Here is a 25,847-nt window from a genome sequence, read left to right as displayed (position 1 = left end):
CAACCCTTTTCGGAGTTTTCGGGAACCGGGATGCCGCGGCCCGCGGAATCGCGGGAGTATCACCGAAACCGATCCCGGCGCGCGCGGCGTGCGCAGATCCGGCAACCTGGCGGGGGCCCCGAGAAGTCGCCTCGGTCCGCCGTCTGCACCGGCTCGCCCTTCCTTGGGCGATCGCACCGGCAGCGAGCGGATGCTCAGGCGGTCGACGCGGTCTCGGGTTCGGCGACCCGCTCCGGCCACAGCTGATCGATGAGCTGGCCGACCCAGGCGATCAGCTCGGCATCCGTCCTCGGCTCGCCACCGGCCGTCGGCAGCGGCACCACGAGGGCCTCGCCGCCCGAGAGCAGCTTGGCCTTCGGGTGCAGGCGCTGCAGACGCACGCGCATCGAGTCAGGCAGGTTTGCCGGCGCGACGCGCAGGTTCGGACCCATCGCCACGACGTCGGCGAGCCCCGCCTGCGCCGCCCGCCGGCGCAGCCGTGCGACGGCGACGAGACCCTCCACCTCGGCGGGCGGATCGCCGTAGCGGTCGCGAAGCTCGTCGATCACGAGGTCGATCGCGTCGGGCTTCGCCGTGACGGATGCCGCGGCCGAGAGCTTCTGGTACGCCTCGAGGCGCAGCCGCTCGCTGTCGATGTACGACTCGGGGATCCGCGCCTGCACGGGGAGCTCGAGCCGCAGCTCGGCCGGACCCTCGACCTCGTCGCCGCGGAATGCCGAGACGGCCTCGCCGATCATGCGGAGGTAGAGGTCGAAGCCGACCCCCGCGATATGGCCGGCCTGCTCGGCGCCGAGCAGATTGCCCGCCCCGCGCAGCTCCAGGTCTTTCAGCGCGACCTGCATGCCGCTGCCCAGGTCGTTGTTGACCGCGATCGTCTCGAGGCGGTCGGCCGCGGTCTCGGACAGCGGCTTCTGCTCGTCGTAGAGGAAGTAGGCGTACGCCCGCTCGCGGGCGCGACCCACCCGGCCGCGCAGCTGGTGCAGCTGGCTCAGCCCGTACTTGTCGGCGCGGTCGATGATGATGGTGTTCGCGTTCGAGATGTCGAGCCCGGTCTCGACGATCGTCGTGCAGACGAGGACGTCGGATCTGCGCTCCCAGAACGCATCGACGACCTCTTCGAGCGCGTGCTCCCCCATCTGCCCGTGCGCGACGGCGATGCGCGCCTCGGGCACGAGTTCCGAGAGCTCCGCCGCGACGCGCTGGATCGACTGCACGCGGTTGTGCACGAAGAAGACCTGGCCCTCCCGAAGCAGCTCCCGCCGGATCGCGGCCGCGATCTGCTTGTCGTTGCGCGGGCCGACGTACGAGAGGATCGGGTGCCGGTCCTCGGGCGGGGTCTGCAGCGTCGACATCTCGCGGATGCCGGTGACGGCCATCTCGAGCGTCCGCGGGATGGGCGTCGCACTCATCGCCAGGATGTCGACGTTCGTCTTGAGCTTCTTCAGCTGGTCCTTGTGCTCGACGCCGAAGCGCTGCTCCTCGTCGACGATGAGCAGCCCGAGGTCTTTGAAGAGCACCTTCTCGGTGAGGATCCGGTGCGTGCCGATCACCATGTCGACAGTGCCGTCTCCCAGGCCCGCGACGACCTCGCGCGCCTGCTTGTCGGTCTGGAAGCGGGACAGGGCCTTGACCTTGACGGGGAACCCCGCGAAGCGCTCGGTGAAGGTCTCGAGGTGCTGCTTGACGAGGAGCGTCGTAGGCACGAGCATCGCGACCTGCTTGCCGTCCTGGATCGCCTTGAAGGCGGCCCGGACCGCGACCTCGGTCTTGCCGAAGCCGACGTCGCCCGACAGGAGCCGATCCATCGGGATCGGCTTCTCCATGTCGGCCTTGATCTCGTCGATCGTCTGCAGCTGGTCGGGCGTCTCGGCGAAGGGGAAGGCCTCCTCCAGCTCGCGCTGCCAGGGCGTGTCGGGGCCGAAGGCATAGCCCTTCGCCGCCATCCGGGCCGAATAGAGCTTCACGAGCTCGACCGCGATGTCACGGACGGCCTTGCGCGCACGCCCCTTCGCCTGCGCCCAGTCGCTGCCGCCCATCTTGGAGAGACTGGGCGCCTCGCCGCCGACGTACTTCGAGAGGAGGTCGAGCTGATCGGTGGGGACGTAGAGCTTGTCACCCGGGTAGCCCCGCTTGGACGGCGCGTACTCGAGCACGAGATACTCGCGCACGCTCTTCACGGCGTTGCGGCCGCCGCTGGAGACCTCGCGCTGGGTCAGCTCGACGAACTTTCCGATGCCGTGCGTCGCGTGCACGACGTAGTCGCCGTTCTTGAGCTGCAGCGGGTCGACCACGTTCCGCCGGCGCGAGGCGAGCTTCTTCACGACGCGGCTGTCGCCGCCGATCGTGCGGCCGTAGAACTCGGTCTCGGTGAGCACCGCGAGCTTGGCGTCGGGCGACTCGAAGCCGCGCTCGAGAGCCGCGAGGACGACGTGCGCGACACCGGGCTCGGGCGCGTGCGAGACGGCGTCGACCATTCGGGCGGCGATGCCCCGCTCGCCGAGCACGTCGCGCGCGCGCTCCACCAGACCTGCGCCGGATGCCGCGACCACCACCCGCCAGCCGTCGGCGAGGAGCTGCCCGACGTGGGCGGTCGCCCCGTCGACGTTGCCCTGGAACGACGGCACGGCGACACCCGCGACGCGGACCGCGGCCGACGCCTCCAGCGCGGCATCGAGGTCGTCCTCGAGGAGGCCTTCGGCCGAGGCATCCGCCGCCCCCGAGTCGAAGGCGGACAGCGTCCACCAGACGTCGCCCCGCGTGGAGGCGGCTTCGCGCAGGCGCGGGATCGTGAGGAAGTCACCCGCTCCGAGGTCGATCGGCGTGCTCGCGCCGGAGGTGGCGGCGCTCCACGCGGCCTCGAGGAACTCGCGGTTCGTGTCGCCGAGCGTGATGGCACGGGTGACGGACCGCTCGGGGTCGGCGAGGGCGACGGCCGAGCCCTCGGGCAGGTAGTCGACGAGGGTCACGAGGCCGTCGACGACGGCGGGCGTGAGCGACTCCATGCCCTCGACCGGGATGCCCTCGGCCATCTTCTCGAGCATGCCGCGAAGCGCCGGGAACTCGTCCTTGAGCTGGCGTGCACGCCCCCGGACGCTCTCGGTGAGGAGCAGCTCCCGGCTCGGGACGAGGGCGACTCCGGGCACCTCGCCGGGCAGCGACCGCTGATCGGCGACCGAGAACGCACGGATCTGGTCGACCTCGTCGCCGAAGAACTCGACGCGGTAGGGGTGGTCGGCGACGGGCGGGAAGACATCGAGGATGCCGCCGCGGAGGGCGAACTCGCCGCGCCGCGAGACCATGTCCACACGGTGGTAGGCGAGCTCCACGAGCCGCGCCGACACGTCGCCGAGCTCGTACCCGCGACCGCCGATCGTCAGCTCGATGGGCTCGACATCGGCGAGCCCGCTGGCGAGCGGCTGAAGTGCCGACCGCACCGAGGCCGTCACCACGAGCGGCGCCTCCCCCGACCACTTCGCGATGCGGCGCAGCACAGCCAGGCGGCGGCCCACCGTCTCGGCGCTCGGGCTCAGCCGCTCGTGCGGCAGCGTCTCCCACGCCGGGAAGTGCAGGATCTCGGCGCCCGGGAGCAGGCACTCCAGAGCCGTGCCGAGCGACTCGGCACGGCGGCCGGTCGGCGCGATGGCGAGGAGTGCCCCGGAGCGGCCGTTCGCGCGGCGGCGTTCGACGAGGGCGGCGAGGAGCGGCGCACCCAGTCCTTCGGAAAGAGAGAAGTCGGCGTCGACGGATGCTGCGGCCACGGCATCCCGGAATGAATCCGCCTGCTCGAGGGCGCGCACGATCCCGGGAATTGTCACCGCAAGAGTCTACGGCGACCCGCCGACACCGGCTCCTCCCGCGGCGCTACGGTGCGATCGACACGACAGCGGACCCGGCGGGCCCCGTGCCGACGGAGCTCACCGCCTGCACGCTCAAGGTGTACGCCTGCCCGGCGACAAGCTTGGTGAAGGTGAAATCCCGCCGATCGGCGGAGAGGACGTAAGACCACGGCCCTGCGCCCGACGAGTCGACGCCGTCGCGGCTCACGCGGTAACCCGTGATGGGGCTGTCCCCCGGGCTCGACGGCGGGCTCCACCGGAGCGTCGCCGAGCCTGCGCCCGACTGAGCCGCGGTCACGGAGGCAGGCGCCGTGGGGAGCCGTCCCTTGCGCGTGAGCGTCGCCGTGTACGTCGTCGCGGCCAGCGGGGTCGTGATGGTGTGAGCCGCCGCTCCCCCGTCGGACCAGGAGATGAATTCGTAGAGCGCGCCGTCGGCGTCCGACTGAGCGGGCACAGCGACTTGTAGAGCGGAACCCGCCCATGCCGAGAGGGTGACGGGTGCGGTGTACGGCGTGCCGTTGATCGTGACGAGGCGCCCGGACGGCGACGTCGCGAACGTCACCTCGACCCGTTGCGGCGTGAAGACCCGGGTCGTGGTCGAGGTCAGGCCCTTCGCGTCGGACGCGGTGAGGCTCACGAGCAGGTCGCTGTCGCCCGCCGCCGCGAGGTCCTCCGGTCCGGGCGCGACGAAGCTCACGGATGCTCCCGTGACCGGCCCCAGCAGCGGATGCGTGTGGCCGGCGTGGCGCCGCACGATCGTCCACGACAGTGAGCTGCCGGGCAGCTCGCCGTTCTCGACATCCGTCGCCCGCCCGCTCAGCGTGTAGGTCTGCCCCGCGACGAACGTCGCGCGCTCGGCCGGCTGCAGGATGATCGGCGTCGGCGCGTGGTTCCCCGACGTGATCCTCACCGTCGCGGGGGCGGAGTAGGTGCCCTTCGCATCCACGACCTTGAGCGACGCGGTCCACGAGCCGCGAGGGAAGGTGTGCGACGTGCTCGGCGTGCTGGTGACCTTGGTCGGCGTGCCGTCGCCGAACGTCCAGCGGTAGGTGAGGGCATCGCCGTCGGGATCGCTGCTGCCCGCCGCCGTCAACCGGACGGCGAGCGGCGAGGAGCCCGAGGTCGGCGTCGCCGCGAGCACCGCGACGGGGGCGCGGTTGACGCTGCCCGTGTAGGTGAGCCGGTAGACCGCTCCCCCTCCCGCATAAGTCGTGAAGTAGAGCCCCCGGCTTGCCTCGGATCCCCCGAAGGTCATGGCCACCGCGCTGCTCGCTCCGAGGCCCGTGACGAGATCCGAGACGGCACCCGTCGCCGAGAGGCTCCTGATCCTGCCGCAGACGTAGTCGGCGAAGAGGTACGCCCCGTCGTAGGCCGCCGGCCAGAGTCCGCGCGGCACGTAGGCGGCTCCCGTGATGGATGTGCAGCCGGTCGAATGGCCGTACGCATGGATGGGACCGGTCAATCCGGCGGCCTGAGGCCCTCCGCAGTCCGCTTCGGAACCGGTCAGCGCGCACAGCCCCTCGCGCTGGTTCCAGCCGTAGTCCGCGCCCTTGAGACCCTGGTCGATCTCCTCCCACGCGTCCTGGCCAACGTCGTTGATGCGGAAGGAGGTGGTCGCCGCACCGGGATCGAATGCGAAGCGGAAGGGGTTGCGCAGACCCGTCGCGAAGATCTCCTGGCACGTCCGGCCGGCTGGGGCGGGAGCCGCGGTGCACGGCTGCGTGTTCGCGCCCAGGTAGGGATTGTCGGGCCGGATGCCTCCGGCCCGCGTGATGCGCAGGATCTTGCCGTTGAGGATGTTGAGGTCGCGCGCGGCGTCGTTCGCTCCCCCGCACCCGCTCCCGCCGGGGTCGCCCACCCCGCCCCGGTAGTCGCAGCCACCATCGCCCGTCGTCGCATACAGATAGCCGTCGGAGCCGACGAAGAGGTCGCCGCCGTTGTGATACCCGGCCGGCGAGAGGATGCCGTCGAGGAGGATCGTCTCGGAGGCGGGATCGACGGTGCCGTCGGCCCGCATCGAGAATCGCGAGATGCGGCCGGTGGGGGCGCCGGCAGGCGCCGGACCGCCCGCTGCATTCGTCGGGCACGCGGCATCCGTCCCCTTCGCGGTGTAGAAGACGAAGACCGCACCGGTCGTCGGATCGGTGTCGCCGGCCAGGCCGATGACGCCGCGCTCGGAGTCGCTGCACACGCGCGCCGACAGATCGAGGACGGGGGCCGCGCGAAGAGCGCCGTTCTCGAACAGGTAGACCTGGCCGCGGCGGGAGCTGATGAGCATCCGGCCGTCGACGAGGTTCGCGATCGCCGTCGGGGAGGCGACGGTCGCGACCTTCACGACCGAGAACCCCGGCGGCGCCGTGACGGCGGCCGAGGCGGGCTGTGGAACGACGACCAGTGCCGCCGCGATGAGTGCGACCGCTACAAACGCGCCGATTCCACGGCGCAGGCGGAGTGCGAGCGAGTCCATGCGGTCCCCCCGGGCCACGAGCCGAGCAAGAAGGGTGCTGCACCTCGCGCCGGTCCCCAAGACCCGCCGGAGCATCCACAACCTAGCAGCGGCCGAGCCGCCACGACAGAGGTGCGCGGGCGTGCGGCTGTCGCGCTCCTAGGATGATGCCGTGACCGACCCGATCCCGCCGCGTCCGCCCCTCCCGCCTCAGCAGCCGCGGAAGTCGACGGATGCCTCGTCCTCCGCGCCGACGCCCGAGAGCGCCGACCCGGCAGGCGGCTCTCCGACGGCCGGTCCGCAGCAGGGATTCACCCCGCCGGCCGGGTATCCGCAGGCACCGGCGGCACCCCTGCAGGGGACGCCGGAGGTGTCCGCGTACCCGCCGCCGCAGAGCTATCCCGGCTACCCCTCACCTCGGTCTCCGGCTCAGCCGCCGTACGGTGCGGCTCCTGGCCCCGCGGTCTATCCCGGACCGCAGACGCCTTCTTCGCACCCGGGCGCTGCGCAGAGCCCCTACGGCTACGCGCCGCAGCCCGGATACGCTCCGCAGCCGGGATACGCTCCCCAGCCCGGCTACCCCGGGCAGTCGGGGTACGCGCCGCAGCCCGTATACGCTCCGCAGCCGGCCTACCCTGGGCAGCCGGGCGGACCCGTCGGCGGCTATGCCGCGGGCGGCGTCCTTCAGGCACCCGGCGGCTATGCCCCCGCGGGTGCGCAGGCGGCGGCGCCCGCGTACGGCGGACCGCTCGAGACCCCCCCGCGCACGGGGGCACTCGGTCTCGTGGCCCTCATCATCGCGCTCGTGTCCCTCGTCGGATCGGTGATCGCGGTCTCGATCGCGACGTTCCAGATCGGCCTGGGCACGGGCAAGGAGCTGGCGACCGGGCAGCTCACGTCGAACTTCGACTGGAGCCTGCTGAGCCCCGTTCGGGACTGGGTGCTCCTCGGCGAGTCGGCGTTCTGGTTCGGCACCGCGCTGGGCCTCTGGGCGCTCGTCCAGGGCATCATCGCGATCGTGAAGAACCGCGGCCGGGGGCTCGGGATCGCCGCCGTCGCCACGTCGCTCGTCGCGCCGCTCGCGTTCGCGATCGCCGCGAACATCTTCCTGTCGATGGGGTTCGCCTCCGGCTCCGGCATCGGCGGCTGACCACAGCGTCGACCGACTGTGCGAGTGCGATCGTTCAGCGAGCCGCGGACGGAATCGGGCGTCGCTTTGTGCGCCGCGGCTCAGGCGCGCGGGGCGTGGTGCTTCTGCTGCGCCGCGACGAGTCCGTCGCCGATGAGCTGCTCGACGGCGTCGGCCGCATCGCCGACCAGCACGCCGAGGTTCTGCCGTTCCGCCCCGCTGAAGGGATCGAGCACCCAATCCGCCGGATCCTGCCGGCCCGACGGCCGGCCGATGCCGACGCGCACGCGCGGGAAGTCTGCCGTGCCGAGCGCTTTGGCGACGTCCCGCACGCCGTTATGGCCGCCGTGGCCGCCGCCGACCTTGAGCTTGATCGTGTCGAAGGGGATGTCGAGCTCGTCGTGCACGACGACGACGCGCTCGGGCTCGACGCCGTAGAACTTCGCGAGACCTGCCACGGGTCCGCCGGAGACGTTCATGAACGAGTTCGGCTTGGCGAGCACGATCTTCGCGCCGCCGGGGCGGAGCCACGTCTCGGCCGCGCGCGCGTTCGCCTTGTGCTGCTTGAACGCCTCACCGCGCCGCGCGGCGAGCTCGTCGACGACGAGCTGCCCGATGTTGTGGCGCGTCAGCTCGTAGCGGGGTCCGGGATTGCCCAGCCCCACGACCAGCCACGTCTCGGCCATGTCTTCCATCCTCCCCGACACCCGGCGGTCACGGCGCCAGGGCAGAAGCGAAACGAGGGGGCGCGGCATCCGCACCCCCTCGTTCGATGTCTCGATTCGCGGCCTGGACGGCGCGATTGTGAGAAGAGTCCTTACTCGGACTCCTCCCCCTCGGACGCGGGGGCCTCGCCCGACTCTTCGGCCTGCTCGGCGGCGGCGGCCTCGTCGGCGGCCTCGATCTCCTCGGCGGCGGCAGCGGACGGAACCGCGATCGCGACGATGAGGAGGTCGGTGTCGGCGACGAGCGTCGCACCGCGCGGGAGGGTCAGCTGGCCGGCCGTGATGTGCGTGCCGTCCTCGAGGCCCTCGACGTCGAGCTCGACGTGCTCGGGGATGTGCGTGGCCTCGACCTCGAGCGCGACGCTCGTGGCGTCGAGGTTCGCGATGGCGTCACCGGCGGGCTCACCCACGACGACGATCGGGACGTCGACCTGGATCTTCTCGCCCGCCTTCACGACGACGAGGTCGATGTGCTCGATGATCTGGTGCACGGGGTCCTTCTGGACGTCCTTGACCAGCGTGAGCTGCTGCTTGCCGTTGACGTCGAGCTCGAGCACGGCGTTGGCGCGGCGGATGAGCAGCGCGACCTGGTGGCCCGGGAGGGCGACGTGGACGGGCTCGGTTCCGTGGCCGTAGATGACGGCGGGGATCTTGCCCGCGGCGCGCAGACGGCGGGCGAAGCCCTTGCCGAAGTTCTCGCGGAGCTCGGCGTGGACCTTGGTGTCGGTCTCGGTGACCATGGTGGTTCTCCTTGGCGGGCGCACGCGCCCGTTCGTGTTCAGGCGCGAGGCCTGGCGTATTGGGGTCTGGATTCGACTCGAACGCGAGCGCGTGAGGAAAGCCGTGAGCCTTGATCACCGCGTCGATCACGGATGCCGCTGCCTGCCGCTGGGCGGGCACGAGGCATCCCTCGCCGAAGTACAGTCGTCGAGTCTATCAGGGGGCACGACGCAAGCCGAAAGCGCGGCCGGCGCTACGATGAGGAGCGCCGCTTCCCCTGACTCCGGAGGTACTCATGGACTACGGCTTCGCCTCGCACGTCGTGCTCTGGTTCATCGGTGCGATCGCAGCGGTCGGCTTCGTCGGGACGGTCTTCGCCTTCTGGTCGATGGGACGCGCGAGCTACCGCGACAAGTGAACGCCGGGTGACTCACGGCGCGGTCTCCGCGCCGGTGAGGCCCACGCCACGAGAACGTAACGCGACGGCGTCAGACTCTAGGCTGGAGATCGAATCCCCACGCCTTCTTGAGGAGAACACCCGTGTCGCAGACTGACCCGTCGGCCCAGCTGAACATCTCGACCGATCGGGACCAGGCGCCCGACGAGGCGACCACCGAGCACGAGGGTGCTCCCCGCATCGAAGACGTCGAGCGCCCCGCTCCGACTCCCGAGGGGACGGATGCCGCCGCCGCCGCGACGGCCAACATCGGCGTCGTCGGACTCGCTGTGATGGGATCGAACCTCGCTCGCAACCTCGCGAGCCGCGAGGGCAACACGGTCGCCGTCTTCAACCGCAGCCGCTCGAAGACCGACGAGCTGGTCGAGGCTCACCCCGAGGCCGAGTTCGTCCCCGCGTTCTCGTACGAGGAGTTCGCGGCCCGCCTCACCAAGCCGCGCACCGCCGTCGTCATGGTCAAGGCCGGCCGGCCGACCGACGCGGTCATCGATTCCCTCCTCGAGGTCTTCGAGCCCGGCGACATCATCGTCGACGGCGGGAACGCCCTGTTCACCGACACGATCCGCCGCGAGAAGGCCGTCCGGGAGACGGGCGTCAACTTCGTCGGCATGGGCGTCTCGGGCGGTGAGGAGGGTGCGCTGAACGGCCCGTCGCTCATGCCCGGCGGACCCGACGAGTCGTGGGTCACGCTCGGCCCGATCCTGAAGTCGATCGCCGCTGTGGCCGAGGGCGAGCCCTGCGTCACCCACGTGGGCCACGACGGAGCGGGCCACTTCGTGAAGATGGTGCACAACGGCATCGAGTACGCCGACATGCAGCTCATCGCCGAGGCGTACGACCTCATCCGGCGAGGCACGGGCAAGACCCCCGCCGAGATCGCCGACGTCTTCGCCGAGTGGAACACCGGCGAGCTCGAGTCCTACCTCATCGAGATCACCGCCGAGGTGCTCCGCCAGATCGACGGCGAGACGGGCCGGCCGCTCGTCGACGTCATCGTCGACCAGGCGGGCGCGAAGGGCACGGGAGCATGGACCGTGCAGACGGCCCTCGACCTGGGCGTGCCCGTCTCGGGCATCGCCGAGGCGACCTTCGCCCGGTCGCTCTCGAGCCACCCCGAGCAGCGCTCGATCTCGCGCGAGCTGCCCGGTCCGGACGTGCACCTCGACGTCGACGACAAGGACGCGTTCATCGAGGACGTGCGCCTGGCCCTCTTCGCCTCGAAGATCGTCGCCTACTCGCAGGGCTTCGACGAGATCCGCGCGGGCGCCGCCGAGTACGACTGGAGCATCGACCTCGGTGCCGTCTCGAAGATCTGGCGCGCAGGCTGCATCATCCGCGCCCAGTTCCTGAACCGCATCGCCGATGCATACGCCACCGAGCCCGACCTCGCGGTGCTGCTCACGGCCCCATATTTCGTCGAGGCGCTGCAGCGCGCGCAGGACGCGTGGCGCCGGATCGTCACGATCGCCGCGACCGCCGGCATCCCCGCCCCCGCCTTCTCGTCGTCGCTCGCGTACTACGACGGCCTGCGCGCCGAGCGCCTGCCCGCGGCTCTCATCCAGGGTCAGCGCGACTTCTTCGGCGCGCACACCTACAAGCGCATCGACAAGCCGGGCACCTTCCACACTCTCTGGTCGGGCGACCGCACCGAGATCGAGGCGGAAGACACGCACTGACCCCTCGACGATGTCGAGAGGCCCGAGCCGCTCCGGCTCGGGCCTCTCGTCATGTGGGAGCCCCGTTCTCAGGCGGGAACGACGTTGTGGTTGCGCGCGAAGAGATTGCGCGGGTCCCACTTCGTCTTGATGGCCGCGAGCCGCGCCATCGTCTCGGTGGGATAGATCCGCTCCGCGAAGGCGGGGTCGGTCGACGTCGAGAAGTTGCCGTAGACGCCGGCGCCGCGGTCTTCGATCGCGGCCCACGCCGATGCGAGGCGCGCGCGCTCGGCGTCATCGACGAGGCCGGGAATGTCGAACCCACCCGCCATCGCGAACCACGTGGCGTCGCGGGCGGGGAACGGCGTCGCTTCCTGCGGCACGTCGCCGTACGCCCCGCCCAGCGAGCGGAGGAAGAGGACGCTCGCCGGGGTGCTCTCGCGGAAGGCCACCAGCGCGTCGATGGTCGCCTCGTCGAGGTCGACGACGAGAGTGTTGCCGCCGATGAAGCCCGGCATCTGCTGATCGGGCTCGGGCGCGGGATGGTCGAGCAGGATGTCGGGGTATTCGCGCACGGCCAGGTCGTTCTCGACGACTCCGTCGACGGCCAGGAGCGGGGCGAGAGCTGCGCGCAGCGCATCCTCATCGGCGCCTGCCCAGCAGGCGGCGATCGTCGCTCCGGCCGGAGCGTTCGGGTCCATCGCCGGGACGTCCATGTAGGTCACGGTGAGCTCGCGCGGCGCCGTCGCGAGGACGTCTCGGAGTGCGGCGAGGAGCGTCCGGGCATCGCCGGAGAGGCCGAGCTCGGCGAAGACGACCGCGGGCAGGTCATGCGCGCGGAAGTCGAAGCGCGTGACGATGCCGAAGTTGCCGCCTCCGCCGCGCAGCGCCCACAGGAGGTCGGGGTGGGAGGCATCCGAGACCTCCACGACCTCGCCCTCCGCCGTGACCAGCTGTGCGCCGACGAGCTGATCGGCGGCCAGCCCCCACGCGCGGACCATCCAGCCGATGCCGCCGCCGAGGGTGAGCCCGCCGACGCCGACCGATGCGGTGTCGCCCGAGCTGATCCCGAGCCCCTGGTCCGACAGGATGCGGGCGACGTCGCCCCACCGGGCGCCGCCCCCGATGCGGACGAGAGCCCCGCCCTCGGAATCTTCGACGACTTCGACCGCGTCGAGAGCCGAGAGGTCGATGAGCACCCCCTCGTCGAGGGTGCACCATGCGCTGTGCCCGCCACCGCGCACGACGGCGACGCGGCGGGAGGCTGCGGCGAACCGGACGGCCTCGCTCACGTCGTCGAGGCTCGACACGCGGACGATGACGTCGGGCCTGCCGACGCCGGCGTGGGACGCGCGGGCGGCGTCCCACCCCTGATCCTCGGCGGCGAGAACTGCTCCTGAGACCGCGGAGCGGAGGGGTGCGATATCCATGACGGGCACGCTACCGCGCGGCGCCGACACGGACGAGGGGGCCTTCCGCACGCTCTCCCGACGGGCCCGGGCGCGGTGTCAAGCGGATCGCGCGCAGCGCCGGGCCGGGTTAGCGTCGCGGGACGCGGGAGACCGCGCTCGACGCCGCCGCCGGCGGCGCCGCGGCTGGAAAGGAGAGGCATGCGCATCGCGATGCTCGGTCCGATCGCGTGGCGCACGCCGCCCGAGCACTACGGGCCCTGGGAACGGGTCACGAGCCTTCTCACCGAGGGCCTCGTCCGGCGCGGCATCGAAGTCACTCTCTTCGCGACCGCCGATTCGGTGACCTCGGCCCGGCTCGAGGCGATCTCACCGCACGGCTATGCCGAGGACGAGAGCATGGACGGGCGCGTGTGGGAAGCCCTCCACGTGGCTCACGCGCTCGCGCTGTCCGGCGACTTCGATCTCGTCCACAATCAGCTGGACTGGCTGCCCCTCGCATTCGATGCGTCGTGGCACGCTCCGATGGTCACGACGATCCACGGATTCTCCGGGCCCGGCATCCTCCCGGCGTATGCGCGCGCACGCTCCGCGCTCGTCTCCATCTCGGATGCCGACCGCTCCCCCGACCTCGATTACGTCGCCACCGTGCACCACGGCATCGATCTGTCGGAGTTCGACGATCTGCCGCCCGCCGGCGATGATCTCGTCGTCTTCGGGCGCATCCATCCCGACAAGGGCATCGCGGACGCGATCGCCATCGCGCGCGCCGCCGGACGCCGGCTCGTCATCTGCGGGATCGTCCAGGATGCCGCGTACTTCGCCCGCGAGGTGCAGCCCCACATCGACGGGGCATCCGTCGTGTACCTCGGCTCCGTCGGGCCGGCGGAGCGCACCCGGGTGCTCGGCGGAGCGGCGGTGCTCCTGCATCCCATCGCCTTCGACGAGCCGTTCGGCCTCTCGGTCGTGGAGGCGATGGTCTGCGGCACACCCGTCGTCGCCTACCGGCGAGGGTCGATGCCCGAGGTGATCGACGACGGCGTCACGGGTTTTGTCGTGAGCGGTCGCCCCGAGGCCGTGGCCGCCGTTCCCCGGGCCGCCGGCCTCGATCGGCGAAGCGTCCGCGCCCGTGCACGCGAGCGGTTCGATGTGGAGCGGATGGTCGACGACTACCTGCGGGTCTATCGCGGTGTCCTCGAAAGGTCGCCGTTTGTCAAGTCCCCGGAGGGTTCGCCGCTGCGGTGGTCTAATGACCCAGGAACGAAGCACCGACGGCCCCCGAGCGCCGATCGATGAAATTCACAGACCCTCGCATACCCGGAAGAGGCTCTCATGACTCGCTTCGGCATCCTGTCGACATATCCCCCCACGCGATGCGGGCTCGCCAACTTCACGCACGCCCTGGAAGCGGCTCTCACCGAGTCCGGGCACGACACGGTCGCCATCGTGCGGGCCCTGGACGCGCCCCTGGATCGCAGGGACGCCCTGACGCAGGGCACCTCGAGACCCGTCGCCGAACTGATCGCCGGTGATGCGGGGAGCATCCGCAGAGCCGCCGCGGCACTAGACACCACCGATGTGGCGATCGTCCAGCACGAGTACGGCATCTACGGCGGGCGCGACGGCGACGAGGTCATCCATCTTCTCGAGACGCTCGAGGTACCGGTGATCGTGGTGCTGCACACCGTCCTGCCTGCACCGTCGACGCATCAGCGCATCGTGCTCGAGAGGGTGTGCGCCAGCGCGGCATCCGTCGTCGTCATGACCCAGAACGCGCGAGAGGTGCTCCTCGCGAACTACCGCGTCTCGCGGGGCAAGATCGCGGTCATCCCGCACGGCGTCGCGGCGCGACAGGCACCGGACCCGACCCATGCGCGCCCCGGGCGACGCCGGATCCTCACCTGGGGACTCATCTCGCGCGGCAAGGGTCTCGAATGGGGCGTCCGCGCGATGGACGAGCTGCGCGATCTGGACGTCGAGTACGTCATCGCGGGTCAGACGCATCCGAAAGTGCGCGCGCTCCAAGGCGAGGAGTACCGGCGACACCTCGAGTCGCTGATCCGCGAGCTGAACCTGGAAGGCGTCGTGAGCCTCGATGATCGGTATCTCGATCGCCGGGAGCTCGACGCCCTCGTCGCGACCGCGGACGCCGTCCTGCTGCCCTACGAGTCGACCGAGCAGGCGACGTCGGGGGTTCTCGCCGAGGCGGTCGCCGCAGGGATCCCGGTCGTCGCGACGGGATTCCCGCACGCGGTCGAGCTCCTGAGCGGCGGGGCCGGACTCATCGCGGGCCATGGCGATCCTGCCTCGATGGCACGGGGCCTCCGCTCGATCCTCGAGGCGGACGACGCCGAGCGGCGAGTGCGCGAAGCGGCCGCGAGCAGAGTGTCGCCAGCGACCTGGCCCGTCGTCGCAGAGCGGTACCGGCATCTCGCGCGGTCCGCCATGGCCCAGCGTGCGGCATGACGTCGTGGGAGCGAGAACCCGTCTTCACCCACCTCCGCCGCCTGACCGACGCGCGGGGGGTCTTCGAGCACGCCTCCTTCGACACGCCCCGGCGTGAGCACGGCTATTGCGTCGACGATGTGGCCCGCGCGCTGATCGTCCTCGCTCGCGAGCCCCATCTCGAACCCGCGATGTCGGGCATCGCCTCGCTCTGCCTCTCGTTCGTCGAGAGTGCGGTCGCTCCGGACGGACGCGTGCGCAATCGCATGTCGTCCGACGGACGGTTCACCGACCGGCCCGGCACGGGCGACTGGTGGGGACGAGCCGTCTGGTCGCTCGGCGTCGCGTTCGCGCGACTGCGGACGGATGCCGAGACGGCCCGCGCTCTCGCGGGCTTCGCCCGGGCGGCGCGCGTCCGCTCGCCGCACGTACGGGCCATGGCGTTCGCCGCGTTGGGGGCCGCCGAGGTGCTGCGCGTGCGCCCCGCCGACGGCCCAGCCCGCGATCTGCTGCGGGACGCCGCCCGCATGATCCGGATTCCTGGTGACGCGCCGTGGCCGTGGCCGGAACCGCGCCTCCGCTATGCCAACGCGGTCCTGCCGGAGGCGCTGCTGGCGGCGGGCGACGCACTGGGCGACGACGACGCTCTCGGCCGGGGGCTGAGCATGCTCCGATTCCTCCTCGAGGTGGAGACGACCGACGGCCGGCTGTCGGTGACGGGCTCGCACGGCCGCGGGCCGGGTGAACGCGGCCCTCAGTTCGATCAGCAGCCGATCGAGGTGGCGGCGATCGCCGACGCCTGCGCCCGGGCGTTCGAACTCACCGGGGACAGCAGCTGGCGGGACGCGGTCGGGTCGGCGTGGAGGTGGTTCCTGGGCGAAAACGACACCCACACCCGCCTCTTCGACCCCGAGACCGGGGCGGGCTACGACGGATTGACCCCGGAGGGCCGGAACGAGAACCGCGGTGCGGAGTCGACTCTCGCGATGCTCAGCACCTTCCAGCAGGCCCGTCGCCTGGGAGCGCTCGATACAGTGGCCCGATGAGCCTTACGGCGCACGACGCCCTCCTCGAGCACGACCCAGGGCGCGTCGTCACGCGCTTCTTCCTGCCGGGCGAGGATCCCGCTTCCTCGGACGCCCGCGTCGACAGCATCGTCGCCCGCGTCCTGGCCATGTCGCCCGAAGCCCTCGCGGCGACCGCCGAGCGGGCCGCCGCCGACTTCTCGTCTCGACACGGGGATGCCGCGCAGACCCTCGTGGCGCACGCCGAGGCGGTCGTCGACCGATCCGTCGACGACGACGCGCTGTCGCACGACCAGAGGGTCGTCATCGGCTCGGTCTTCACGGCGGACTTCGCCGTCGAGGGCGCAGCGCTCTGCAACCCGAGCGCTGTCCCGCATCCGTCGCAGGACGGGCTCGCCGCCGGTGAGCTGCGCGTCGCCGTCTCGCTCCGCTGCATCGGCGAGGGCCACATCTCGTCGATCGGATTCGCTGAGGCCGTCATCGGCGCCGACGATTCCTGGACTTTCGGCGAACGCGCACGCCCCCTCCAACGACCCGGCATCGAGGCGGGCGAGTGGTCGCGCGCGCACTTCGCCCGTGCCCTCATCGACAGCGGCGGCCACGGCGACCTCGCGAGCGCGGTGATCCCGACGCTCCCCGAGCGCTTCGGCTACGACGACCTGGAGGCGGCGATCGCAGGTCTCCCCCACTCGGTGTCGATGCGGCCGAGCAGCTCGGCGCCCCTCCACCTCCTGCGCGACCTCGCGAGGTCCGCCTACGATGCGGCGTTCCCGTCGGAGTCCCCGCTGAGCGCGCGCACGCTGCTCCCGGTCACGCCGGATGAGGACCGGGGCGTGGAGGACGCCCGCTTCGTGCGCTTCACCGACGAGGACGGCCGCGAGACGTACCGCGCGACGTACACCGCCTACGACGGCACGCGCATCGCGCCGCGGCTCATCACGTCCCCCGACCTCGTCGACTTCTCGTTCCACCGGCTCACCGGGACGGGGTCGCACAACAAGGGGATGGCGCTGTTCCCGCGCCTCGTCGGCGGGCGGCATCTCGCACTCACCCGCCTGGGCGGGGAGAGCATCTCGCTCGCGTCGTCGGAGGACGGGCTCGTGTGGGACGATCTCGGCCCGATCTGCTCCCCCCGCGAGACGTGGGAGCTCATCCAGCTCGGCAACTGCGGGTCGCCGATCGAGACCCCGGAGGGGTGGCTCGTGCTCACGCACGGCGTCGGGCCTCTCCGCACCTATTCGCTCGGCGCGATCGTGCTCGACCTCGACGACCCGTCGAAGGTGATCCGCCGTACCAGATCGCCGCTCCTTCAGCCGTACGGCGACCTCGCCGACGGGTACGTGCCCCGCGTCGTGTACTCATGCGGCGCCATCGTCCACCGCGAGACCCTGTGGGTCCCGGTCGGCGTGGGCGACTCCCGCATCCGCGTCTTCTCCACGGGCCTCGACGACCTGTTCACTGCTCTCGAGCCCGAGCCGGCTACAGCCAGCCGCGGCGCTTGAACAGGAAATAGAGCGTCACGCTCGTCGCGACCATCAGCGTGAGCGCCATCGGGTAGCCCCACGGCCACGACAGCTCGGGCATGTACTGGAAGTTCATGCCGTAGATCGTGCCGACGAGCGTCGGGGCGAACAGGATCGCCGCCCACGATGAGACCTTCTTGACCTGGTCGTTCTGCGTGATGCTGAACTCGGTCATGCGGCGCATGGCCTCGCTGTTCGCCTGCTCGACGAGAGTCGCGTGCACGCCCAGCGCCGACTCCAGCGTGTGCTTGAAGGCGTCGACGCGATCCATCAGGTGCCGGGCCGTGTCCTCCACATCGTGGAACGCGGGCGCCGCCCCCGGCTTCGTCGAGCCGGCGACGATGTCCTGCACCCGCTCCAGCATGTCGGGAAGCGGGGCCGTCGCGTGCTGCAGGTCGATGACCTCGCGCTGAAGCTTGAAGATGCGCCGTGAGACGTTCTCGTCATTCGAGAACAGCTGGTCCTCGATCTCGTCGATGTCGTTCTCGAGACCCGAGAGCACGGGACCGTAGCCGGTCAGCACGTGCTCCACCATCCCCCAGAGCACGGCGTAGGGTCCCTTCGCGAGGATCTGGGGGTGGGCGTCGAGGTTGCGCCGCACGACCTCGTCGTCGATCTGGTCGTCGCTGTCGACGGTCACGACGTAGTCGGGTCCGACGAAGAGGTCGACCTCGGAGCACTCGACCGTCTCGCGGTCGTCGAAGTAGCGGGCCGGCTGGAGGACGACGAACGTCATGTCGTCGTAGCGCTCCAGCTTGCTGCGCTGGTGTCCCTTCAGGCAGTCGCGCACGGCGAGCGGGTGCAGCCCCAGCACATCCGCGAGGGTCTGCAGCTCGTCGGCGTCCGTGCGGCTCAGCGAGATCCACGCCATACCGCCCTGAGCGCGGGCCTCGGTCACGATCCTCGCGGGATCGCGCCCACCCTCGGCGCGCCGGCCGCCCAGGTAGACGGCGGAGTCGATCAGAGCCATAACAGCCACCCTAGGTCGCGGAGGGAACCGCGGGACTCCACGTGGTGCGCTCGACACGACGTGCCGGGCGCCGCTCGTGGAGTCCCGCGAAGGGGACGGATGCCTCAGCCCCGCGTGATGTCGCGTACCGTGCCCTTGTCGAGGCGCAGCCGCCGGCGGGCGCGCCTCGCGACGGCCGAGTCGTGAGTCACGACCACGAGCGTCAGCCCCTCGGCGTTGAGCGCCTCGAGCACCGCCAGGATCTCGTCGCGCATGCTCTCGTCGAGGTTGCCCGTCGGCTCGTCGGCGAGGAGCACGCGGGGACGCTTGACGATCGCCCGGGCGATCGCGACGCGCTGCTGCTGCCCGCCGGAGAGCTCACCGGGACGATGGTCGGCCCGGTCCGCGAGCCCCACGTGCGCGAGCGACTCCGCGACGCGGTCCGCCCGGTCGCTTCTGGACAGGCCGAGCGGCTCGAGCGCCATGTCGACGTTCTCGTGGGCCGTCAGCGTCGGGATGAGATTGAACCCCTGGAAGACGAACCCGATCTCCTCGGCCCGCAGGCGGCCGAGCTCCGCGTTCGAGGCGGATGCGGCATCCGTCTCCCCCAGGACGACCGAACCCGACGACGGCCTATCGAGTGCGCCCAGGAGCTGCAGAAGCGTCGACTTGCCGCCGCCGGTCGGACCCTGGATTGCGACGAAGTCGCCCGCCGCGATCTCCAGGTCGACGCCCGTCAGCGCGTGCACCGTACGCCCCTTCTGCTCGTACGTGCGGGTCACGCCCGCGAGGCGATAGAGGGGCGGGGGCACGAGGTCGCCGTGCGCGGGCGAGGCGGAGTTCTCGATGATGGTCATGGCATCTCCTGTCGTGGTCATGGTCGTGTTCTTCGTCATGGACGTGTTCGTCGTCGTGGTCCCGGGCGAGCCGGTCGGCCGGGCCGAGCTGTCGAAGGTCGCGGCATCCACGGCACTCACCCGACCGACCGCAGAGCCTCTGCGGGGCTGAGGCGCGCCGCCCGCCAGCCGCCGAAGGCGCCGGCGATCAGACCGCCGGCGATCGCCAGGCCGACGGCGGCCACCACGACCCAGGTCGTGACGGGCGCCGACAGCACGATGTCGCTCGTCGTCGTGCCGAGATCGCCCAGCAAGCCGGGTCCCGCGCCGCCCGGGCCGTTCTGCGGAGCCGCCGGCGCGCTCGAGATCGTCGGTGAGATGAGGTTGATCGCCCAGATGCCCGCGAGTCCGATGATGAGGCCCGCGGCACCCCCGAGAAGCCCCTGCACGACCGACTCGCCGGCGACCTGTCCGACGACACGGCCGTTCGACCACCCGATCGCCTTGAGCGTGCCGAACTCGCGAGTGCGGCGCGATACGCCGGAGATCGTGAACAGTACGGCGAGCACGACGGCGACCGCGAGCACGAGGATCGACAGCCAGGTGCCCAGGTTCGTGATGAGCGCCGTGGCGCTGGAGAGCGAGCCGGAGACCGTCGAGGCGAGCTCGGACTGTGAGCTGACAGTGGCGTCGGGGAGGGCCGCTTTCAGCGCCGACTGCACAGCGGCGATGTCATCGGCGGAGGCGGCCTGCACATAGATCGTCGAGACGACGTCACCCATGCCGGAGAGCTCTTGCGCCACGTCGAGCGGGATGTAGACGTTCGCTGCGGTGTCGGCGTCGCTGGAGGTCGAGGCGACGATGCCGACGACCTTCATGTCGGTGCCGCCGACGTCGATCGTGTCGCCGACGGCCACGTCGGCGGAAGTGGCGTAGGTCTCGTCGAGCACCGCCACATGCTGGCCGGTGTCCTCGGACGTCAGCGCCCGGCCGTCGACGACCGAGACCGACGAGAGCGGCCCGACGTCGGCCTGTGACGGATCGATCCCGAGCACGCTGAACGATTCGACGTCGAATGCGCCACCGGCGAATCCGCCGCCCCCTCCGCCGTCCTGGGGCGCCTGCACGACGTCGCCCTGATCGGCCGAGTCCGGCGGGGGCGGGAGCTCGCCGGAGAACGTCGCATTGGTGAGGGCGAGCGCTCCGGATGCCGCGGCCACCCCGTCGACGCCCGACACGGTGTCGACCGTCCCGGCATCGAGCGTCCCGCGCATGAGGTCGGGGATCAGCCGCGACTGCGAGAGTTCGGTCGTGCCGTCGTCCGAGGTCTGGCCGCCGTCCTGACCGAACTCGAATCGAGTCGGAGGCGCATCGCCCGGCTGGGCCTGCGCGCCGGTCACCGTCAGGTCAGTGCCCACGCCGTAGACCGAGTCGAGCGCTTGGGCCTGCGCGTCGCGCACACCCGCCGACAGCGCGTTCACGACGATCACGAGGGCGATCGCGATCGCGAGACCCGCCGCGACGATGATCGTCTGCTTCTTGCGGCCGGCCAGTTCCCGCCGCAGATACGTCCAGTACATGTCTCTCCTTCCGGCAGGCGAGGGGCCGGCCGTCAGCGACGAAAGTAGGGACGCGGCCGATGCGGTGGTCCAGTGCGACCTATGGATCGCATATGACCGGGGGACGAAGCATCCGTCGCCCCCTTCCCGTTTCACAGGCGAACCATAGGATTCCCCATAGGAGCCGCAAAGGTAGGCGACTCAGGATGGTGGCATGACCGTGACAGCTCCCGCTCCCGCACTGCGCCGGCCCGACGGCTCGGCCCTCCGCGTCCTCGTGGTCGACGACGAGCAGATGCTCACCGACCTGCTCTCGATGGCGCTCCGCATGGAGGGCTGGGACGTCCGCACCGCAGCATCCGGCTTCCAGGCGCTGCAGGGCGCCCGGGACTTCGAGCCCGACGCCATGGTGCTCGACGTGATGATGCCCGACCTCGACGGGATGGCCGTGCTGCAGCGTCTCCGGCAGTCCGGCAACGACGTCCCCGTGCTCTTCCTGACGGCGAAGGATGCTGTCAGCGACCGCGTCGCCGGACTCACGGCCGGCGGCGACGACTACGTGACGAAGCCGTTCAGCCTCGAAGAGGTCGTCGCACGCCTTCGGGGGCTCATGCGGCGCGCGGGCACGGCGATGGCCAGCGACGCGGAGCCCATCCTCCGGGTCGGCGACCTGTCGCTCAACGAGGACAGCCACGAGGTCGAGCGCGCCGGCGAGGCGATCGAGCTCACGGCGACCGAGTTCGAGCTGCTCCGATACCTGATGCGCAATCAGCGCCGCGTCGTGTCGAAGGCGCAGATCCTCGACCGCGTGTGGAACTACGACTTCGGCGGCCGCTCGAGCGTCGTCGAGCTGTACATCTCGTACCTCCGCAAGAAGATCGACCAGGGGCGCGAGCCGCTCATCCACACCGTCCGCGGTGTCGGGTACATGATCAAAGCCCCGCAGTGACTCATCCCCCAGCAACCGCTCCCCCACCGCCCGTTACGGGGGCGGTTCCCGTGCCGCCTGCCCGGGCAGTCCGGCGCCGCCGGCCGTGGAGCCTGCAGACGCGGCTCATGGTCACGATCACCGCCATCGTCGCGTTGATCCTCGTCGGTGTCGCCGTCGCGATCAGCGCGTTCCTCGGGCAGATCCTCCAGGAGAACCTCAACGCCAAGGTGCAGGAGACGGCCACCATCACGGGCCAGAACATCCTTCGGCTGGAAGCCGGGCCGGGCGGCGACCAGGACCTCACCGCCTACGACGTCCTCACCGCCGGACGCCAGGAGGAGGGTGTCCTGCTCGTCACGCGGGGACCCGACGACCCCGCCGCGACGGGCGCCGTCGTGGCCTCCGACGGCACCGTGAAGGCCCTCACCGGCGCTCAGGTCGACGCGATCGGCGACGGCATCCAGCGCCCTGGCCTGTACACCGTGAGTGTCGACGGGCTCGGCGAGTACCGGGTGTACGCCGATCAGCTGCCCAATCAGACCGTCGCCGTCATCGGCCTGCCCCTCAGCGAAGTGCAGAAGACCGTCGCCCAGCTTTTCTCGGCGATCCTCATCGTGACCGCGGCCGGCCTCGTGCTCCTCGGCGTCGCGATCGCCCTCGTCGTGCGGGCGGGCCTCAGGCCACTGCGCGCCGTCGCGGACACCGCGACCCGGGTGGCCGCGCTTCCCATGTCGGAGGGCTCCGTCACGATCGAGGAGCGCGTGCCCGAGGAGGAAGCCGACGACCGCACCGAGATCGGGCGGGTCGGCCACGCGCTCAACACCCTGCTCGACCATGTCGACTCGTCGCTGGACGCCCGGCAGCGCAACGAGGAGCGGATGCGCCGTTTCGTCGCGGACGCCAGCCACGAGCTGCGCACTCCGCTCGCCTCGATCCGGGGCTACAGCGAGCTGTCCCTGCGCGCGCTCCGCCAGGCCGAGGCATCCGGCATCTCGGAGCCCGTCACGATCGAGACCACGGGGCAGTCGCTCGAGCGCATCCAGGCGCAGTCGCTGCGCATGACGACGCTCGTCGAGGACCTGCTGCTCCTCGCGCGGCTCGACGAGGGCCAGGAGCTCGTGTACGGCTCGGTCGACCTCACGAAGCTCGCGATCGAGGCCGTCGAGGACGCACGCCCCGCTGGGCCCGAACACGAGTGGGTGCTCGAAGTGGGCGAGGAACCCGTCGTCATCGCGGGCGACTCGGGCAGGCTCCACCAGGTGGCGGCGAACCTCCTCGCCAATGCGCGCGCCCACACACCGGCCGGAACGACCGTGACGACGACGGTCCTGCGGGACGGGAAGGATGCCGTGCTCCGCGTGCACGACGACGGACCGGGCGTCGACCCGGCCATCAAGGCCGAGCTCTTCGAGCGCTTCGCGCGTGCCGACCGCTCACGCGCGCGGAAGACCGGCGGCACGGGCCTCGGCCTCTCCATCGCGAGGGCGATCGTCGCGGCCCACGGCGGCATCATCACGGTCGCCAGCGAGCCGGGCGACACGACGTTCGAGGTGCGCCTCCCCGCTCGCCCGGCCGACCCGGCCGCGGGCTGAGCGCTTCGCGGGCTCGGCGCGTTTCGTCTTCGGTGCTGCGCGCCTCCGCTCAACGACCGGGGGTGGATGGCTCTCCCGCGGTCCCGGGCCCGCCGGTCGTTGAGCGAGCGAAGCGAGACGAGACGCCCCGGACGCCCGAAGACGCCGGCCCGAGGCATCCGTCCCCTGCTCAGTACCCCGAGAAGGCGTCGGTCGCGATCGAACGGGCCTTCTCGAGGGCGGGCGCGAGCTCCGCGATGAGCCCCGACGGACCCGAGATGTAGGCGTGGCGCGCCGCGATGTCGGGCACGACCCGCAGCAGGCCGTCGGCGTCGAGGCGCACGCCGCGGGCCCACATCCAGTTGCGCGGCATGTCCTTCGGCTCGTCGCGCGTGAAGACGATCACCGGGACGCCGGACGCCTCGAGCTCGGGGCGGAAAGCGAGCTCCGACGCTTCGGATGCGACGTAGACGAGCACGATGTCGCGGTCGTCGCCCGCCAGCTGCTGATGGCGCAGCTGCGAGACGAACGGCGTGATGCCGATGCCGGCCGCGACCAGGAGGAGGGGGCTCGACGACCGCTTCGGCAGCACGAAGTCGCCCCACACGCCCGTCACGGCGAGCACGCCGCCTGGCGCGACCTCCGCGAGGGCCTTCTTGTAGGACGACTGCGGCTTGACGTCGGGGCCGTTGCTCTCGCGGAACGCCACGCGCAGCTCCGGCAGGTCCTCGGGCGCCGAGGCGATGCTGAACTCGCGGCGCGTCCCCCGCGCGTCGGGATGCCGGTGCGGCACCTCGAGCTCGAGGTACTGCCCGGGCGTGAACGCCAGGCGACTGTGCGTGCGGAAGGTCAGCTGCTTCACGGTCGGCGTGAGGTTGTTGCGCGACTCCAGCGTGAGCCGCACGGCCGAGCGCTGCGAGAAGGCGAAGGCGAAGGCCACGAGGTTGCCGACGAGCAGCGCGCGCTCCTGACCGAGGCTGATCTCGCCGATCGGGATGGGCCAGCCCGCGAGGACCCCGACCACCGCGGCCACCGTGAACTGCTGCCAGCGGCGCGGCGGCATCGTGAGGGGCTCGGACAGCATGAACGCCCCGAGGAACAGGAACGGCGAGGACCAGAGGATCTGCCAGAAGACGTCCCACGCGTCGAAGGTCGTGCCGAGCGACTGGTAGAGGGCCGAGACCCGCACCACCGACACCGCGACCGCGATGACGAGGAACACCGTCACGACGCGGACCTTCTCGGTGCGCAGGAGCACGAGCGCCCCGAGCACGACGACGGGCGCCGCGAGGACCGGCGTGCCGACCCACCACGCCGAGGCGCCGAGAGCCGGCACCCAGACGCTCACGATCGTGAGCACCGCAGCACCGGCGGCCGCGGGGTTGAAGATGTGGCGGCCGCGCCATGCCAGGACGTACTTCGAGAGGGATGCCACGACCCCGGCGAGCGCGATCCCGACGAGGGCCGCCAGGTCGAGCGTCGGCCGCAGCACGAAGAGCAGGATGTGCGCCGTGATGAGCGAGGACTCGATGCGCCAGGGCAGCTTGAGGATCGACTGTGCCGCGGCATCCGTCGCCGAGCAGACGGCCGCGAGAACCGCGAGCGTCACGAGCAGCTCGAGCGGAGTAGGCGCGATGGCTCCCGTGAACGACACGAGGAAGGCGATGACCGCGAGGGCCGCGAGGCACAGATACGCCAGGCGATACATCGAGACGCGTCCGAGCACCGAGAAGACGCGGTTCCAGAGCGACGTGAGGGTTCCGATCACGTGAACAACTCTGCCTTACTGTCGGGCGACCACTCGACGCGGCCGTCGCTCGTCATCCGCACCCACTCCGCGCCCCAGTCGTGGGCGAGGGCCGGCCCGCCGTCGAAGAAGAGGGCCGTCGCGGCGGCGTCCGCGCGCATCGCCGTCGGACCGATCGCCCACGTCGCGACGATGGCGCGCACCGGCTCGCCCGTCCGGGCGTCGAGCACATGATGCAGGCCGTCGCCCCACGCGCGCCGGTTCGTCGCGGACGCGCAGAGCGCGGCATCCGTCACCTCCACGACCCCGATCGCACGGCGAGGATCGTACGGATGCTCCAGACCCACGCGCTGCGGGCCGCCCCGCACGGCCAGGTCGCCGCCGGCATCCACCACGACGTCGCCCTGCGCCCACGGCGCGAGGGTCTCGAGGACGAGGTCGACGAGGCGGCCCTTGCCGAGGGCGCCCACATCGAGGAGGGCAGGCGCTCGCACCTCGAGCGTGGTGTCGGACCAGTGCACGATCGCGCGCCAGTCGGCCGGCGCGGGCGTGGGGCCTCGATCGGCGAAGGAGTAGGTCGCGTCGTAGCCGCGGCGGGCGAGCGACTCGCCCACGAGCGGATTGACCGCACCGTCGGTCGCGCGAGACACCTCGGCGTAGGCGTCGAGCATCGCCGCGGCATCCGCGGGGGCAGGTACGGCACCGCCCTCGCGCGCCAGCCGTGCGACGAGAGAGTCGGGCCGGAAGCGCGACCAGATCGCGTCGAAGTCCTCGATGCGCGCGGCGACGGCGTCGCGGGACTCCTCCGGGAGCGGATGCCGCGTCTCGACCTCCCACACGGTGCCGATCGCGTCGAACCTCCAGACCGAGCGCTCGGTCATGCG

Annotated in this window: 20 protein-coding genes; 10 read left to right on the top strand and 10 right to left on the bottom strand. The window is 71.2% G+C overall.

Annotated elements, in window-relative coordinates:
- Positions 1 to 194 precede the first annotated feature (194 nt).
- Positions 195 to 3,815, bottom strand: coding sequence for a transcription-repair coupling factor (gene mfd, locus G5T42_RS12500; protein WP_165128964.1), 3,621 nt, complete (start codon positions 3,813 to 3,815; stop codon positions 195 to 197).
- A 46-nt stretch (positions 3,816 to 3,861) separates the two neighbouring features.
- Positions 3,862 to 6,303 carry a PQQ-dependent sugar dehydrogenase gene (locus G5T42_RS12495; protein ID WP_165128962.1) on the bottom strand — a complete coding sequence of 814 codons (2,442 nt, stop codon included), beginning with the start codon at positions 6,301 to 6,303 and terminating at the stop codon, positions 3,862 to 3,864.
- A 151-nt stretch (positions 6,304 to 6,454) separates the two neighbouring features.
- On the opposite strand from G5T42_RS12495, the gene G5T42_RS12490 reads away from it, so the two are divergent.
- Positions 6,455 to 7,432 carry a hypothetical protein gene (locus G5T42_RS12490; RefSeq protein WP_165128960.1) on the top strand — a complete coding sequence of 326 codons (978 nt, stop codon included), beginning with the start codon at positions 6,455 to 6,457 and terminating at the stop codon, positions 7,430 to 7,432.
- An 80-nt stretch (positions 7,433 to 7,512) separates the two neighbouring features.
- Here the strand turns inward: G5T42_RS12490 and pth are convergent, their stop codons facing one another.
- Positions 7,513 to 8,097 carry an aminoacyl-tRNA hydrolase gene (gene pth / locus G5T42_RS12485; protein WP_165128958.1) on the bottom strand — a complete coding sequence of 195 codons (585 nt, stop codon included), beginning with the start codon at positions 8,095 to 8,097 and terminating at the stop codon, positions 7,513 to 7,515.
- A gap of 131 nt (positions 8,098 to 8,228) precedes the next feature.
- Positions 8,229 to 8,876, bottom strand: coding sequence for a 50S ribosomal protein L25/general stress protein Ctc (locus G5T42_RS12480; RefSeq protein WP_165128956.1), 648 nt, complete (start codon positions 8,874 to 8,876; stop codon positions 8,229 to 8,231).
- A 275-nt stretch (positions 8,877 to 9,151) separates the two neighbouring features.
- Here G5T42_RS12480 and G5T42_RS17920 point away from each other — a divergent pair, with 275 nt between their 5' ends.
- Positions 9,152 to 9,274, top strand: a complete 123-nt coding sequence (locus tag G5T42_RS17920) for a hypothetical protein (protein ID WP_277601753.1) — start codon at positions 9,152 to 9,154, stop codon at positions 9,272 to 9,274.
- 218 nt (positions 9,275 to 9,492) lie between these two features.
- On the top strand, positions 9,493 to 10,989 hold the full coding sequence (gndA, locus tag G5T42_RS12475) for an NADP-dependent phosphogluconate dehydrogenase (RefSeq protein ID WP_277601783.1): 1,497 nt from the start codon (positions 9,493 to 9,495) through the stop codon (positions 10,987 to 10,989).
- A 68-nt stretch (positions 10,990 to 11,057) separates the two neighbouring features.
- On the opposite strand, the gene G5T42_RS12470 is transcribed toward gndA, so the two are convergent.
- A complete protein-coding gene (locus G5T42_RS12470; RefSeq protein WP_165128954.1) occupies positions 11,058 to 12,398 on the bottom strand; it encodes an FAD-binding oxidoreductase in 1,341 nt (446 codons plus the stop codon).
- 180 nt (positions 12,399 to 12,578) lie between these two features.
- Here G5T42_RS12470 and G5T42_RS12465 point away from each other — a divergent pair, with 180 nt between their 5' ends.
- From G5T42_RS12465 to G5T42_RS12450, 4 genes are read left to right on the top strand one after another with little or no spacing between them, the layout of a single operon-like run.
- Entirely contained in the window at positions 12,579 to 13,673 is a 1,095-nt protein-coding gene (locus G5T42_RS12465; protein ID WP_165128952.1) for a glycosyltransferase family 4 protein, read from the top strand.
- A gap of 36 nt (positions 13,674 to 13,709) precedes the next feature.
- Complete coding sequence (locus G5T42_RS12460; RefSeq protein ID WP_165128950.1) at positions 13,710 to 14,843, top strand: glycosyltransferase; 1,134 nt, start codon at positions 13,710 to 13,712, stop codon at positions 14,841 to 14,843.
- Positions 14,840 to 15,868, top strand: coding sequence for a glycosyltransferase (locus G5T42_RS12455; RefSeq protein WP_165128948.1), 1,029 nt, complete (start codon positions 14,840 to 14,842; stop codon positions 15,866 to 15,868). The genes G5T42_RS12460 and G5T42_RS12455 overlap by 4 nt, the downstream gene beginning before the upstream one ends.
- Positions 15,865 to 17,349, top strand: a complete 1,485-nt coding sequence (locus tag G5T42_RS12450) for a glycosylase (protein WP_165128946.1) — start codon at positions 15,865 to 15,867, stop codon at positions 17,347 to 17,349. Before G5T42_RS12455 ends, G5T42_RS12450 begins: the two co-directional genes overlap by 4 nt.
- Here G5T42_RS12450 and G5T42_RS12445 read toward each other — a convergent pair.
- Together G5T42_RS12445 and G5T42_RS12440 are read right to left on the bottom strand one after the other, a co-directional pair.
- Positions 17,327 to 18,340, bottom strand: coding sequence for a magnesium and cobalt transport protein CorA (locus tag G5T42_RS12445; RefSeq protein ID WP_165128944.1), 1,014 nt, complete (start codon positions 18,338 to 18,340; stop codon positions 17,327 to 17,329). The genes G5T42_RS12450 and G5T42_RS12445 overlap by 23 nt on opposite strands.
- A gap of 104 nt (positions 18,341 to 18,444) precedes the next feature.
- Positions 18,445 to 19,176, bottom strand: a complete 732-nt coding sequence (locus tag G5T42_RS12440; RefSeq protein ID WP_165128942.1) for an ABC transporter ATP-binding protein — start codon at positions 19,174 to 19,176, stop codon at positions 18,445 to 18,447.
- Here G5T42_RS12440 and G5T42_RS12435 point away from each other — a divergent pair.
- Positions 19,175 to 19,327: a hypothetical protein gene (locus tag G5T42_RS12435; protein WP_165128940.1), complete on the top strand. Its 153-nt coding sequence runs from the start codon at positions 19,175 to 19,177 to the stop codon at positions 19,325 to 19,327. The genes G5T42_RS12440 and G5T42_RS12435 overlap by 2 nt on opposite strands.
- Here G5T42_RS12435 and G5T42_RS12430 read toward each other — a convergent pair.
- Complete coding sequence (locus G5T42_RS12430; protein WP_165128938.1) at positions 19,293 to 20,735, bottom strand: ABC transporter permease; 1,443 nt, start codon at positions 20,733 to 20,735, stop codon at positions 19,293 to 19,295. The two genes, G5T42_RS12435 and G5T42_RS12430, sit on opposite strands and share 35 nt — an antisense overlap.
- A 193-nt stretch (positions 20,736 to 20,928) precedes the next feature.
- Between G5T42_RS12430 and G5T42_RS12425 the strand changes: the two genes are divergently transcribed.
- Both G5T42_RS12425 and G5T42_RS12420 read left to right on the top strand, forming a co-directional pair.
- On the top strand, positions 20,929 to 21,663 hold the full coding sequence (locus G5T42_RS12425; RefSeq protein ID WP_165128936.1) for a response regulator transcription factor: 735 nt from the start codon (positions 20,929 to 20,931) through the stop codon (positions 21,661 to 21,663).
- 107 nt (positions 21,664 to 21,770) lie between these two features.
- Positions 21,771 to 23,237, top strand: coding sequence for a HAMP domain-containing sensor histidine kinase (locus G5T42_RS12420; protein ID WP_165128934.1), 1,467 nt, complete (start codon positions 21,771 to 21,773; stop codon positions 23,235 to 23,237).
- Positions 23,238 to 23,406: 169 nt separating this feature from the next.
- Here G5T42_RS12420 and G5T42_RS12415 read toward each other — a convergent pair whose 3' ends face one another.
- Positions 23,407 to 24,984 (bottom strand): flavodoxin reductase, encoded by a 1,578-nt coding sequence (locus G5T42_RS12415; protein WP_165128932.1) that lies wholly within the window; start codon positions 24,982 to 24,984, stop codon positions 23,407 to 23,409.
- Complete coding sequence (locus G5T42_RS12410) at positions 24,981 to 25,844, bottom strand: FAD:protein FMN transferase (protein WP_165128930.1); 864 nt, start codon at positions 25,842 to 25,844, stop codon at positions 24,981 to 24,983. The genes G5T42_RS12415 and G5T42_RS12410 overlap by 4 nt, the downstream gene beginning before the upstream one ends.
- Positions 25,845 to 25,847 lie beyond the last annotated feature (3 nt).

This window comes from Microbacterium sp. 4R-513, assembly GCF_011046485.1.
Lineage (GTDB): Bacteria > Actinomycetota > Actinomycetes > Actinomycetales > Microbacteriaceae > Microbacterium.
Note: the sequence above shows the minus strand (reverse complement) of the source record. Positions and strands in the feature narration are given on the sequence as shown.

What these genes read in the sequence shown, in the direction of transcription:
- G5T42_RS12495 (WP_165128962.1), bottom strand. Translation starts at nt 6,303, where the DNA reads ATGGACTCGCTCGCACTCCGCCTGCGCCGTGGAATCGGCGCGTTTGTA.
- pth (WP_165128958.1), bottom strand. Translation starts at nt 8,097, where the DNA reads ATGGCCGAGACGTGGCTGGTCGTGGGGCTGGGCAATCCCGGACCCCGC.
- G5T42_RS12480 (WP_165128956.1), bottom strand. Translation starts at nt 8,876, where the DNA reads ATGGTCACCGAGACCGACACCAAGGTCCACGCCGAGCTCCGCGAGAAC.
- G5T42_RS17920 (WP_277601753.1), top strand. Translation starts at nt 9,152, where the DNA reads ATGGACTACGGCTTCGCCTCGCACGTCGTGCTCTGGTTCATCGGTGCG.
- G5T42_RS12470 (WP_165128954.1), bottom strand. Translation starts at nt 12,398, where the DNA reads ATGGATATCGCACCCCTCCGCTCCGCGGTCTCAGGAGCAGTTCTCGCC.
- G5T42_RS12465 (WP_165128952.1), top strand. Translation starts at nt 12,579, where the DNA reads ATGCGCATCGCGATGCTCGGTCCGATCGCGTGGCGCACGCCGCCCGAG.
- G5T42_RS12460 (WP_165128950.1), top strand. Translation starts at nt 13,710, where the DNA reads ATGACTCGCTTCGGCATCCTGTCGACATATCCCCCCACGCGATGCGGG.
- G5T42_RS12455 (WP_165128948.1), top strand. Translation starts at nt 14,840, where the DNA reads ATGACGTCGTGGGAGCGAGAACCCGTCTTCACCCACCTCCGCCGCCTG.
- G5T42_RS12450 (WP_165128946.1), top strand. Translation starts at nt 15,865, where the DNA reads ATGAGCCTTACGGCGCACGACGCCCTCCTCGAGCACGACCCAGGGCGC.
- G5T42_RS12445 (WP_165128944.1), bottom strand. Translation starts at nt 18,340, where the DNA reads ATGGCTCTGATCGACTCCGCCGTCTACCTGGGCGGCCGGCGCGCCGAG.
- G5T42_RS12435 (WP_165128940.1), top strand. Translation starts at nt 19,175, where the DNA reads ATGGCATCTCCTGTCGTGGTCATGGTCGTGTTCTTCGTCATGGACGTG.
- G5T42_RS12440 (WP_165128942.1), bottom strand. Translation starts at nt 19,176, where the DNA reads ATGACCATCATCGAGAACTCCGCCTCGCCCGCGCACGGCGACCTCGTG.
- G5T42_RS12430 (WP_165128938.1), bottom strand. Translation starts at nt 20,735, where the DNA reads ATGTACTGGACGTATCTGCGGCGGGAACTGGCCGGCCGCAAGAAGCAG.
- G5T42_RS12425 (WP_165128936.1), top strand. Translation starts at nt 20,929, where the DNA reads ATGACCGTGACAGCTCCCGCTCCCGCACTGCGCCGGCCCGACGGCTCG.
- G5T42_RS12420 (WP_165128934.1), top strand. Translation starts at nt 21,771, where the DNA reads ATGGTCACGATCACCGCCATCGTCGCGTTGATCCTCGTCGGTGTCGCC.
- G5T42_RS12410 (WP_165128930.1), bottom strand. Translation starts at nt 25,844, where the DNA reads ATGACCGAGCGCTCGGTCTGGAGGTTCGACGCGATCGGCACCGTGTGG.